Origin of the sequence: Shewanella vaxholmensis (genome assembly GCF_031932135.1) — a bacterium.
GTDB lineage: Bacteria > Pseudomonadota > Gammaproteobacteria > Enterobacterales > Shewanellaceae > Shewanella > Shewanella hafniensis.
The window spans coordinates 164,671-177,431 of sequence record NZ_JAUOEV010000002.1 but is presented as its reverse complement, the minus strand read 5'-3'; the positions used below and the strand labels follow the sequence as shown (position 1 = coordinate 177,431).

The 12,761-nt window shown below is 43.1% G+C and carries 11 protein-coding genes and 1 pseudogene; 8 read left to right on the top strand and 4 right to left on the bottom strand.

Annotated elements, in window-relative coordinates; genetic code table 11:
• Window positions 1-50: 50 nt before the first annotated feature.
• Window positions 51-1,259: an MFS transporter gene (locus Q4Q46_RS02865; RefSeq protein WP_311905167.1), complete on the bottom strand. Its 1,209-nt coding sequence runs from the start codon at window positions 1,257-1,259 to the stop codon at window positions 51-53.
• A gap of 266 nt (window positions 1,260-1,525) precedes the next feature.
• Between Q4Q46_RS02865 and Q4Q46_RS02860 the strand changes: the two genes are divergently transcribed.
• From Q4Q46_RS02860 to Q4Q46_RS02840, 5 genes are all read left to right on the top strand, one after another.
• Window positions 1,526-2,932 carry a hypothetical protein gene (locus Q4Q46_RS02860; RefSeq protein WP_311905166.1) on the top strand — a complete coding sequence of 469 codons (1,407 nt, stop codon included), beginning with the start codon at window positions 1,526-1,528 and terminating at the stop codon, window positions 2,930-2,932.
• A 41-nt stretch (window positions 2,933-2,973) separates the two neighbouring features.
• On the top strand, window positions 2,974-4,134 hold the full coding sequence (locus Q4Q46_RS02855) for an imelysin family protein (RefSeq protein WP_006085915.1): 1,161 nt from the start codon (window positions 2,974-2,976) through the stop codon (window positions 4,132-4,134).
• A 155-nt stretch (window positions 4,135-4,289) separates the two neighbouring features.
• Window positions 4,290-5,915 (top strand): di-heme oxidoredictase family protein, encoded by a 1,626-nt coding sequence (locus Q4Q46_RS02850; protein WP_311905165.1) that lies wholly within the window; start codon window positions 4,290-4,292, stop codon window positions 5,913-5,915.
• 216 nt (window positions 5,916-6,131) lie between these two features.
• Window positions 6,132-6,653: a menaquinone-dependent protoporphyrinogen IX dehydrogenase gene (gene hemG / locus Q4Q46_RS02845; RefSeq protein WP_028761755.1), complete on the top strand. Its 522-nt coding sequence runs from the start codon at window positions 6,132-6,134 to the stop codon at window positions 6,651-6,653.
• 107 nt (window positions 6,654-6,760) lie between these two features.
• Window positions 6,761-7,288, top strand: a complete 528-nt coding sequence (locus Q4Q46_RS02840; protein WP_311905251.1) for a cytochrome b/b6 domain-containing protein — start codon at window positions 6,761-6,763, stop codon at window positions 7,286-7,288.
• Window positions 7,289-7,394: 106 nt separating this feature from the next.
• Here Q4Q46_RS02840 and Q4Q46_RS02835 read toward each other — a convergent pair whose 3' ends face one another.
• The 3 genes from Q4Q46_RS02835 to nfsB form a co-directional block, all read right to left on the bottom strand.
• On the bottom strand, window positions 7,395-8,150 hold the full coding sequence (locus Q4Q46_RS02835; protein ID WP_311905164.1) for a DsbA family protein: 756 nt from the start codon (window positions 8,148-8,150) through the stop codon (window positions 7,395-7,397).
• 312 nt (window positions 8,151-8,462) lie between these two features.
• A complete protein-coding gene (locus tag Q4Q46_RS02830; protein WP_131524261.1) occupies window positions 8,463-9,107 on the bottom strand; it encodes a DNA-J related domain-containing protein in 645 nt (214 codons plus the stop codon).
• Window positions 9,108-9,453: 346 nt separating this feature from the next.
• Complete coding sequence (gene nfsB, locus Q4Q46_RS02825) at window positions 9,454-10,107, bottom strand: oxygen-insensitive NAD(P)H nitroreductase (RefSeq protein ID WP_311905163.1); 654 nt, start codon at window positions 10,105-10,107, stop codon at window positions 9,454-9,456.
• Between the two features lie 128 nt (window positions 10,108-10,235).
• On the opposite strand from nfsB, the gene rimJ reads away from it, so the two are divergent.
• The 3 genes and pseudogenes from rimJ (at window position 10,236) to Q4Q46_RS02810 (ending at window position 12,674) form a co-directional block, all read left to right on the top strand.
• Complete coding sequence (rimJ, locus tag Q4Q46_RS02820; protein ID WP_006085909.1) at window positions 10,236-10,775, top strand: ribosomal protein S5-alanine N-acetyltransferase; 540 nt, start codon at window positions 10,236-10,238, stop codon at window positions 10,773-10,775.
• A gap of 44 nt (window positions 10,776-10,819) precedes the next feature.
• Window positions 10,820-11,297: pseudogene (locus tag Q4Q46_RS02815) on the top strand (transposase); the annotation flags it as partial.
• A gap of 237 nt (window positions 11,298-11,534) precedes the next feature.
• Window positions 11,535-12,674, top strand: a complete 1,140-nt coding sequence (locus Q4Q46_RS02810; protein ID WP_232005152.1) for a hypothetical protein — start codon at window positions 11,535-11,537, stop codon at window positions 12,672-12,674.
• Window positions 12,675-12,761: the final 87 nt, after the last annotated feature.

Here is a 12,761-nt window from a genome sequence, read left to right as displayed (position 1 = left end):
TAGACTCAACATTGAGCTAAGCTGATTCCTTGGCTCGTTATTATGCCGCTTTATTCGACCGCTTTAGCGATGGATTTGGCTTTTTTGCTTGTCCAAGACCATAAGGTTTCATTACCCGCTTCAGGGTGGCGCGGTACATTGAGCGCCAGAATTAACGAACATACGGCAAAGCCTGCGCCTATGTAAAATACCAAGGCGGGATCGGTTAACCATAATAAGCCCAAAAGCACAGGAATAATCACAGCGGCAATGTGATTAATAGTAAAACTGACCGACATAGTGGCGGCAATATCTTTGCTGTCGGCGATTTTTTGAAAATAGGTTTTCATCGCAATCGCCATCGCAAACAACAAATGATCGATAACATACAGCGCTGCCGCCATATGTGCTTGCTCGACTAAGGCGTAACTGATGAAGACTATGATGAGTCCAATGTATTCCACTGTCAGCGCATTACGCTCGCCAATCCGACCAATGAATCGCCCAATTGCAGGCGCAAACAGCAGATTGACGACATAGTTTATTAAGAACAGCGCGGTAATTTCACTCACGCTATAACCAAACTTTTCGACCATCATAAAGCCCGCAAACACCATAAAAATTTGCCGTCTCGCACCCGAGAAAAAGGTCAGCAGGTAATAGAGCCAATAGCGCTTACGCAAAATGATTTTCTTATGTTGTACTTCCGTGGTCTCAAATTTAGGGTAATACCAAGTCATGGTCAGCATCATGACCAGACCTAACGCACCAATAATTAAATACATGTGTTGATAGTCTAACTTCAACCAGGTCATCACTAGCCAAATACTGGCATAACCCACTAAGGCTGCGGCCGAGCGCCACGCCAGTGCTTTACCCATAAAACCCGCCGCATCTTTTTTATCGACCCACTGCAGCGTCAGTGATTGGTTGATGGTTTCAAAATAGTGAAACCCGACGGACATCAACACAGTCGTCAGATACAAGCCGATGACTTGAGGAAAGAAACCTGTCACTGCCACGCCAATGCATAACAAGGCCAGAGAAAGCAGGGCGAAGGCTTGTTCTCGAATGAGTAAAAGCACAAAAATGGCGGTGAAAGCCAAGAAACCTGGGATCTCGCGCAGGCTTTGTAACATGCCGATTTCAGCACCGGTGAACTGGGCTTTTTCAATCACGAAGTTATTGAGCAGTGCCTGCCAAACGGCAAACACAAGCGACATCACAAAGGTCATCCACAGCAAGAGTGCTTTAGGATCTTTGGTTTGAATGGATTTCATGGATATGGACTCAGGCGATAAGTGTGCAAATGCTAATGCTTTTTTGGCTAATAGGCTAGATCACTTAACGCTTAAAGAGTGTGTGGTTTATGAATCAATATAGCGATTTCTTTGAATAAAAATACGGCCGTCAGATCCGCTATACAATCAGATACTAATGTAATTTGTTTGTAAATTTAATTGTAAATTCTAATGCAAATCATTCTCAATTGATCTATTTTGTTCGCGCATTTACGGGGAAGCTGTTACACAGCGCGGAGAAAGAAATGAGAGCAGAGTTAAAGTTGAGTTCATTGGCCATCATGGTCACTGCGTTCATAGGTAGTGTTAATTGCACTGCACAGGCAGCGACGGACCCTGCGATTTTAGAGCAGGCTATCGCAAGACAAGAGGCTCAATTACAAGAATTAAAGCAGCAGTTATCAGAATTAGCTGCGCAACAGAAACAGCAGCAAGTTCAGCAGACAGACTATCAAACTAAGACCAGTGTCGCGGTAGATCGTGTTGAAACCGCCGCCGATAAACTTAGCAAGTTTTCATTTCAATCCTACGGTACCGCCGTTTATACCAGTGATGAGTACTTTGATAACGTCCAAGACACCACACCAGAGCGCCGTAATCGTTTCGATTTAGAACGTGTTGTAACTGAGTTCGGCTATCAGTTTACCGATGCTTGGAGCATGGAAGTCGAGATAGAGTATGAGCATGGTGGCACAGGCGTCGCTTTAGAATACGATGGTTTTGATGAGTTCGGTGAATTCGAAACAGAAGTCGAAGCTGGAGGAGAGGTGATGATCGAAAAGGCCGAGCTGCGTTATCGTCCGTCTAAAGCCTTTGGTATTAAATTTGGTAATATCCATGTTCCTATTGGCTTGACCAGTATGCTGCACAAACCAAATCAATATCTTACCGTGATGCGTCATCGAAGCGAAGCCGCCATGATCCCCGCCGTTTGGAATGAAAACGGTATCGGTATATATGGTGAAATGGCTGATTTCCACTATCAGGCCCAAATTATCAGTGGTCTCAATTCAGAATATTTTAGAACCTATGATTGGGCAGCGTCGGGTCATCAAAAACGATTCGAGCATGTTAATGGCGACGATTTAGCATTTGCAGGACGTTTAGATTACGGCAACTTTAAGAAAGGTTCCGCCGTTGGTGTCGCTTACTACTATGGCAATACCAGTGGTAATCGTCACAAGAGTAATAAAATCAATGTGGATGGCACAGTTAGCATAGTGTCCGTCGCAGCGGCTTATGTTGAAGGTCCTTGGATCTTACGCGGTCAGTATCTCTACGGTACCTTGAGCGACAGCGATGCCATTACTCAAGCAAATAAAACAACGCCAGGCTTAAGGCCCGGTAACTTCGCACAGTTAGGATCGCAGTCACAGGCTTTCTTTGTTGAAGCTGGCATCGATTTGAATCATTTCACCTCTCTTCCGTTAACCGTATTTGCCAACATAGATTATTCCAATCCTTTGATGGAAGTCGAAACTGGCACAGCGACTCAGCGTTTTGAAAATACTTGGACCAGTGTTGGTATTAACTATTTCCCTATCCCACAGATAGTCATTAAAGCGGAAGCAGGCTTACAACAAGTGGCTGTCGCGAGCATTCCAGATACTAATTTCTTCGCCCTTGGCGTGGGTTATCAATTTTCGCTCTAGTCACATTCACTTTTGATGGAACAAATAGGACATTAAGCACTATGACATTACGTAAAACGGCAATAGCCATCGCCCTTATGAGTACCTTAGCTGCCTGTGGTGGTTCTGGATCGGATGATTCAACGCCCACAACACCAACTACACCGGATAATCGCTTTAGTTACGCCGCCACTGAGATGATCATTAACTTGACCGATGACGTTATCGTGGCTGGTTATGCGGACTTAGCCGCGAAAGCGGAAGCACTTTTACTGGCGACTCAGAAGCTAACTAACTCAACAGCACAAGCGGATTTAGACGCAGCTCAAGCTGCGTGGAAAGCGGCACGTTTACCTTGGGAACAAGGTGAATCACATATTTTTGGCCCAGTTGACTCACTTAGCATCGATCCACATCTTGATAGCTGGCCACTCAATACGACCGATCTACAAACACAGCTAAATACTAACTCAGGTTTTGATGCTGAGACGATTAAGGGCTGGAACGATGATGTACAAGGTTTTCATACCATTGAATTTTTATTATTCGGCGATGGTGTGAATGGTAATACTAAACCTATCAGTCAGTTAACAGCAAAAGAACGTGAGTATCTCATTGCATTGGCCGAAGTGTTCCGCGATTACACTAAGCAGCTCGACGACGCTTGGCAGATAAACCACAATCCGCAAGATGCTGCCGCTAAACCTTACGCTGAGTTGCTGAAGAATCCCGGTGTAGCAGGCAATACTATTTACTCATCGCAATTGGCTGTAGTTGAAGAGTTGATCAATGGCATGATCGCGATTGTCGATGAGGTCGGTAACGGTAAGATTGCTGATCCCTTTGGTGATTCCCTTGCCACTGCTGATACTTCAAAGGTGGAGTCGCAATATTCTTGGAACTCATTAGATGACTTTGCCAATAACATCATTGGGGTACGAAATGTATATCAAGGAGAGTTCACCGGTAACAGTGATCGTCAAGGCATCATTAACTTCGTAGCAGCTGCCGATGCGAACTTAGCGACACGTGTTAGCAGTGAAATCGATGATGCCATTATCAAGATCCGCGCTATTGCTGGCAGCAATCAACAGCCTTTCCGCCAAGCGATTAAAGATGATGCGGGAAGGGCGCGAATTCAAGTGGCTGTGGATGCCTTGACCAAGCTGAAAACCACACTTGAGTCTGATGTCATACCATTACTTTCTCGTTGGAAATCTTAATTTCATATTCAGAGCAATGCTAAGGCGATAGAGGTTCTTGGCATTGTCATGAAATGACGCTAAACGACGGAACCCGTTTGGTGAGTTATGTCTTAAGCAGCAAGGATGCAATTGCATAGTTGCTGCTTTGTCATTTTATTTGTGTGAGATTTTTGATGAATAACAGACACGTTTTATTACCTGCATTTTTCATTGGCTGTTTACAGCTGAGCGCCTGTGGTGGCAGTGGCGATGCACAAGATGTTGATACACCCATACCTGAACCCATTGTTTATCCTGAATATACGGATATCACTGCCAGCGGCGGCGCAACGACAACCTTTGATGTAGGCAATTCAGGACATGGTTTCTCTACACCATCGGTAAATCTAACAGCGACAGAACTTGCGCTGCACATGGCGGGCGATAAGTTTTTTGAGACTTCTTTTACCACGGCGCCAAACGCTGAACACCCTGAGTTAGATGGTTTAGGCCCCGTATTTAATAACGCTAACTGCAATGCATGCCATCAACGTGATGGACGTAACTCGACTCCACAAGTCAGCGCAGGTCAGGCACGAGTCAAACTGGGATCAGATGCGGGCATCTTTTTGCGGATAAGTAAGGCTGCCAATGACGTCTGTATTAAAGGCGATGTGAGTAATGATTATTGTGCACCCATTCCAGTACCTGATTTCGGCGGACAACTGTTTCATCGAGGTGTACTGCAAGCACGTGGTGATTGGCAACAGAATCAGTTTATTGGGCAAGCGGATGTTTACTTATCCTATGATACAAAATCAGTGACTTACCCAGACGGTACTGAAGTCTTATTGAAGAAGCCGCTATTTGAAGTGGAAAACCCCTATGATGCGCCCGGCGAAACTAAGCAAAGCCCCAATTTGACCTCAAATCTTTTGCAAGACGATGTGTTAATGGGATGGCGTAATGGCATGCCAGTCTTTGGCTTAGGTTTACTCGAAGCAATTGCGGCAGCGGATATTTTGCAACATGTTGATGAAAATGATGCCAATCATGACGGTATTTCTGGCCGCGCGAACTATGTGTTTGATGCTGTGAAGGCACAAACGGGCGAGCCAGAACCTGTGTCTTTAGGCCGTTTTGGCTGGAAGGCGAATACCCCGAGTGTGCGGGTGCAATCCCTAGGTGCACTGCGTGGCGATATTGGCATAACTAATCCTCTATTCCCCGATGAAAGTATCAAAGGTACGTCGCTACACGATGCTTATCTCACTCGAACTGGTTTTATTGATACAGGGGCAGATGAAAATGGTGCGCCTGAAGTCGGAGCTGAGTTCAGTGATGCTGTTGTTTTTTATGCTGAAACCTTGGCTGTTCCTGCAAGGCGGAATGTTGCTCAACCGAATGTTAGAGAGGGGGCGAGATTATTCACTCAACTTAATTGTACTGCGTGTCATGTGCCCTCTTATACCACTAAGACGAGTGGTGAAATTGGTGGGAGAGCCATGAGTGATAGCTTAAAAGGACAGAAGATTTATCCCTTCACTGATCTATTATTGCACGACATGGGCGAAGGGCTCGCCGATGGCCGCCCAGACTTTTTAGCCTCGGGAAGCGAATGGCGTACAAGGCCACTATGGGGTATAGGTTTAACTCAGACGGTTAATCCTCAAGCCGGTTTCTTACATGACGGACGAGCCGCAACCCTAGAAGAAGCGATATTGTGGCATGGTGGTGAAGCTGAAAAGAGTCAAATTGCCTTTATGAGTTTATCTAAAAATGAACGTGAGCAAGTCATTGCATTTTTAATGTCTTTGTAAAGCGTGACAGGATGATTTGTCGATTCATCCTGTTTACTGTATTTCAGTATGGGCAAACCTCAGGGTTTGCCTTTTTTTGTGAGCTTGCTAAAACTACCGCATATACCTGAGTGTTTTGGGGCTAAGCCCGTGATCTATTTCATGTAAATTGCAGGGTAAATCACCTAATATGAAATATCTTAATGGTTATTTTACTTGGGATTAATCGAGGCTAAATTGAAAAGAATTCTTATCATTTACTCTAGTGTTCACGGCCAAACCCAAAAGATTGCTAAAAAGCTCGCACAGCAGTTAATGGCTTTGGGTAATGAAGTGGTTACTGCCGATATCAAGGCAGCTCCAGTGCTCACTGAGTTCGACAAAATCATCATAGGCGCCAGTATTCGCCATGGTAAACATAACCCAAGTTTGTACGAGTTTATTGAAAAGCATCAAGCCGTATTGACGGATAAGGTCAGTGGTTTTTTCTCTGTCAGCTTAGTGGCACGTAAACCCGAGAAAAACACCCCAGAGACCAATCCTTACATGCAGGCATTTTTAAGTAAAACCACTTGGCGGCCACAATTGCTGCGCGTTTTTGGGGGTAACTTGAATTACCAAGGCTATAACGCTTTAGATAGAAATATTATCCGTTTCATCATGTGGTTAACAAAAGGACCTACGGACCCTGTTACCAATGTTGAATACACGGATTGGCAGAAAGTGACTGAGTTTGGTGAGCAGATCCACAGCGCTTAAGCTTGATATCAAATTTCGGTGCTTCATTTAGCCCTATTCTATTCGCGCCCTTAAAGCTGTGTGCATGCCTTAGTCACAAGGGCAAAGGAGCATTAAATATGATCAGTATGATGACTAAACTTCGCTCCTTATGCCGAGTCATTATGGCGCAACTGCATGTGTGGATTGTCGTGTCGACTATCTTACTCGTGTGTTCCAGTCCGTGGATTTTTATGGGCCGACGGATACCCGATAACGCCAGTTTTTGGGATTATTTGCATGTATATTTAGGTTTAGCGTGCACTGTGCTTGGGATTCTTTTTTTACTCAGCAATACCTTGCGTGGCAAGTGGCACCAATACTTTGGCTGGTTGGCGGGCGATTGGACACAGTTAAAGCAAGATATTGTTGGACTTGCTAAAGGCAAATTCCCCGTCGCTGGTGGCAAAGGGCTGTTTAGTGCCATAGAAGGTATTGGCATGCTGTTGCTGGTGGCTACAGGTGTTACGGGACTCGTTTGGTTTATTGTTCAAGGGACGCCAACGGCACTGACATGGCGTGGTTATCACCAAGTCTTTGCGCAGGCTTTTATTGGTTTCTTGATCCTACATCTCGTCTTGGCTGCGAGCCATATTCTTGATTTTATTCGGCAATAAACTTCAGAACCCATATTGAGCGCTTATACCAATCACTTGGATTGAACACGCATAAAAATGGCCTCCTAATTTGGAGGCCATTTTTTATTTCAACAATTGTTTTGAATTAGCTAAGACGTTGCTGACGGGTCACACCAATTGCGGCGGCGAAGACTAGAAATAACCAGCCTAGACTGCCACCCGATGAGGTTTTAGCGGGGGCGGCATCTTTCTCAACAGCAAGGTAGTTAATTAACCCAATTAACTCATCTAAGGTTTTGATGCTGTTTAAATTTACCGCATATTTATCGTTCACGATAAAGGCGGGTACGCTGTCGATTTTGAATTCATTCTGCTGGGTGCGCCACAGGGAAAGCTTTTCATTAGTGCCTTTGCTATCGGCTAATTCATCGTATTTAGCAGCATCGACACCAAATTGGGCGAAGACTTTTTTGATGTCATCACGGCTGTTAATTTGCGGCTCGTGTTTATGGTCTGGTGCACTGTGATCGTGGCCGTTTGCGCCCTCTGCACCTTGGATTGCGGTAAACATGGCATGGGTTAAGGCGTCTTTGTTATCAACGCTTTGGATCACGGCTAATGAACGCATCACTTCGGTGCCAATGTCGCTATTCATAAAGTCGACATGCTTATTGTCGAAACTTATCTGTTTGTTGAGGTTCGCCTTGATATCAGGCAAATAGTTGGTTTCCATATTGAAGCAGTTATGGCAATAAAATGAATAGAATTCAGTGAGTTTTGGTTCGCTACTAGGCGCTTTGGTCGAGATTTGAGTGTAATGTGTGCCTTCAACAAAATTGGCGGCAAAGGTGCTCAATGGTGCAATCGCTAAGGTTACAGCCAAGGCTAATTGTTTAATCATAGTTTCCTCAAATTCGGTGGGATTGAATTCACAATGTCAGTCGTTGTTATCGTTGACATTCAACGGTCAACATTAGAGATAGAGTGAGCTTCAACCTAGGAGTTAAGCTAGCCCAAATGGCAGCGTTGACACATAGGTTCAGGTTAAATGGAAAGGCTTAATTATGACTGAATTGGCATGAAGCTAGTAGGCTAAATCTGTGATCTCAATGGAAGTTTTACCTTAGATTTGGCAGGACTGCAGACAGGATCGCATCGCTAAGTCGGTGCATGTTGATTAAAGCCCCGTTCTGCATCATCACTGGCTAAATTCTTACGCAATATCCCTAAGCGACTGCCAAGCTTCGCACACCTCGCGAAAACGCGCCGCATCGCCATCGGGCCTGTCTGGGTGCCATTTGAGTGCTAAACGACGCCATTGCTTGCGGATATCACGGGCGGTAGCACTCTCGTCTAATTCGAAAACTCGCAGCGCGTTACCTTTGTTCATCAGATTGATATTTAAGCCAATATAGCTCTTATAATTGCTCCAGAATGCCTCAAGTAATTCTCGTACTACGTTTTCGCTGGTGTCGTAGTTATTCCAATCGAGGTAATACTCACGCAGGGAAGTATCTTGCATTATCAGCAGGTTAACGTTTGATGGTACTAAGCGGAAGATTTGAATTTCCATGGCTTTGACTTGCAGCCATTGCTTGGGCAGTAATATTTCTTGCAGCTCAAACAGGGCGTTCATCAGCAGGAAGTTACGTTTGAATAAATCGTTACCCGGATTTTCATCAAGCTGGTGGATCAGCCCTTGGGTTTGTAATTCAGTGGCTAAGTGATGGATTTTCCAACTTTGATTTGAAGCTTGTAAAACCGTAAGCAACGGCCAAATCAGTGGGTTATCGCCCTTAGTGTTTGCAACTCGAATCGATTGAGATTCTTCAGTGAGTGAGGGTTTGGCAAATAACATACTGACTGTCCCATCCTAAATTGTGAGTGTGACCAATGCGCCGATAAAACCGCTGGGCTGCAAAAAAGATGACTCGAAACGACGATAAACGATGATCTGCTAAGCTATGCCGTCCTGAACTGTGCAGCAAATCATGCCATAGAGGCAAAGTGTAGGCAAAGATGAATTTTAGAGCAATACAGTGGTGGTTTACTCCTACTTTAGATGGCTTCTTGTGCAAATAAGCCGTTAATAGCAGGCAGGTTTTAGGATATTGTCGGCGAAGAGCGCTAGGGTGCAAAAAATTATGCCCTTGTTTATATCACATTAAATCAAGGGCATGTTTATTATTCACTTAAGATGAGGACTAGATTTCAGTAAAAATCACCTCTTGATCTAAGCGAGATTTAGGCAATTTAGCGTTGAAATCATCCTCTGCGTGATAACCCATAGCGACAACTACGCAGGCGCATAGACCTTGCTCTCTTAAGCCTAAGACTTGATTCATTTTAGTGGCATCAAAACCTTCAATCGGACAAGTATCGATATCTAATACGCTTGCGCCGAGCATTAAAGTGCCGAGCGCTAAATAGACCTGTTTCTCCATCCAATGTTGGGCATCTTTCATCTCAAATTTATGCATGTTGGCGAAGAAAGAACGGCCATTATGCTGGGCTTGTTTTGCTTCCTCATTAGCTAAGCGGCCATCTTTTTCCTCTTGTTCAAGGATTTGCAGCAAATACGCTTCATCTAATTGAGTGCGAGTGCAGAGCACCACCACATGGGAAGCATTGAGGATTTTTTGGGTATTAAAGGCATAATTCTCGGTTGCTTGGGCGATTAACGCTTTTCCTTCGGCCGTGCTTGCTAGTACAAAATGCCAAGGCTGTGAGTTTACTGACGAGGGGCTGAATTGCAGTAGGGTTTTGATGTCTGCAATTTTTTCCGCTGGAATCGTCTTTGTTGGATCAAAGACTTTAGTGGTGTAACGTTTTTTGGCGAAGAAACTTAAATCACTCATGTAACAGCTCCAAATCATCAGGAATACAAATTCAATGGCAGCATTTTAAGCAGGTTCAAGTAAAAAACAATGTGATCAAGACAGGTATTAGTTTCAAAAAATTTTTGAAACTGGATTTAGGATAAGTGATGAAAATGATTGAAACACAAAGAAGCTTAATTGAAGTGCTAGATAGGGATTCTGCGCATTTGTTGTTGAACTACTATCAAGATAATCAACAACATTTAGCGCCTTGGGAACCTATTCGTGGAAGTCATTATTTAACACTTGAATATTGGCAAGAGTCGTTAACTGCGTCGGAGCAAGCTTTTAGCAATGGTAGTGAGTTTAAGTTTGTCGCACTGACAAAAAACAGGCAGGAAGTCATAGGCATCTGTAATTTTACAGGCGTTACCCGCGGAGCTTTTCAAGCCTGTTTCCTTGGCTATTCTATTTCGCAAAGATTTGAGGGGCAGGGGTTGATGACTGAGATCTTATCTGCAGGAATAGATTACATGTTCAAGGAAGTTGGGCTTCATCGGATCATGGCAAATTATATGCCTGAAAATAAGCGCAGTGCTGCGGTTTTGGCGCAACTAGGATTTGAAAAGGAAGGTTTTGCTCGAGATTACTTGATGATTGCAGGGCAATGGCGGGATCACGTATTGACAGCAAAGATCAATGGATGAGCTTAGTGCTAAGTTATGATCTGGCTTTAGATATAGGGCTTAGGTTGATTAAGGCAAAGCTTTTAGCCTGTATGGCCTATGCTGATTACTCTTTATTAAAAGAAGTCCCATCAGAGTCCAGCTGGCTGATACGCCAGAACAATTCGACTATACCAGTATCCAGCTGCGCATTCGGGCCGCATTAAAAGGTGAGCAGCCCAAAAATCTACTGCCTTTTATCGGTAATGAATGTGATAACCAGCCCAATGGCATTGCGTTTTCCTTAACGGACTACCTCGAATTGGTGGAAGATACTGGCCGAATTATTCGAAGCGACAAACGAGGTGCTATCAGTGAAAATAGCGCCAAGTTACTGACAAGATTAAATATCCCCTATGACAATTGGCTCAAGCTCACTACTGAGTTTGGCAAGCTATTTCATGGCCAGTGGGTACGCTGCAAGAACTGACCGATTACTGCGAACATTTAGAAAAACGACGACAGCACTTTGCGGCAAGCTGTCAGCACTTTCACAGCAACTAACTGTAATCCTGCTTAACCAAACTAATCACTGCTTATTTGTTTTATTGGGTGGGTTAGCATGTCTTAAATACACCAATTTTTAATGAGTTAGCTCATTTTTATGCCTCAGCTTTAGCCCTTCAACTTTTTATGACTCTACTTTAAGCAATTTTAGCTCGTACAAGTTGTAGACAAACCAAAAGTGCATTATGTTGTTGATCTAAAATGGATGGCCAGATTTTTTGTCAAGGATTCGGCATGTGTATCGATAAAACGTATCAATTAAAAATTTTAAAAAATGTACTTTATATAGTAGCTATTTTATTGTCAGTTAATTCTTACTCTAGTAATTTACCATTAACTAATGATGATATTTATCGAGTAGAGCATCCAGAAGGGATGCAAATTATGAGTGCCATTATCACACCCAATGAATCTTTAACTCTTATTTACGAACACTTTTATAATTATGATATGAAAGCTGGTGAGCTCAGGTATAGTAAGCTGAAATTGACTCCAACTTCTATCTTGTCATCAAAGCCCATGACTCTTGAGTTTGAAAATAATAAACAAGTTAATTTTAGAACAGGTGTTAGTAGCATTAAAATAAATAATGTTGAATGGTTATATTTTGTTGAGTCTGAAACAACTTATCATAAACCTGCATCACTCTATAGAGCTCAGTGGGGAAGTAATAACAAACTAGTCAATAGACAATTACTTTCCCTACCTACAGCCATTGCAGCAGGAAGTGCACCCAAATGGTATTTACTTAACAACGGTAAAGTTGCGTTAGTTTACCGTTCAAAGCCCTATTCAGGATGTTGTCAATTATTATTCAGCTTAAGTAATGATGGAATTAATTTTGATAAGCCTGTAGAAATAGGAAGTGGTGGAGCAATGCCTGCGTTAGCAATGTTTTCATCAAACGAGCTTATTTATACATTCCAAACTCAATTTACTAGTAAAGCTGATGATTCAGATGAGCAAGGGAAATCTGGAATGAGAACTCATTTTAGACTTTCTACAAATAATGGAGATGATTGGGGAAAGTCAATTCCAATCACAACGCGAGTTGAAGAGGTTCATGATGCAAGTCCTATTCAACGTAAAGATGGTAATGTAGATGTATATTATTCATCCATTGATAGCAAAGAACATGATTCTTTTACGTTATGGAGAAGATGTGTTTCATCTTCAGGAAAATTAGGGAATGAAGAGTTAGTCGTAAATAGAAGCGTTGGCAACATTGCAAAAGTATCGCCACATAGGTTGAGTGATGGTTCTTTATTGCTAACATTTGTTGAGCAAGGTAAGGTTTATTCTGAAGGAGATCATAATCTTCACGCTGCAAAAATTCTGAGTGATGCTAAATGTGGTTTTGTAGTGACGCTCTAATTTAAGCAATTTTAGCTCGTACAAGTTGTAGATAAACCAAAAGTGCATTATGTTGATCTAAAATGGATGGCCAGATTTTTTGCTTTC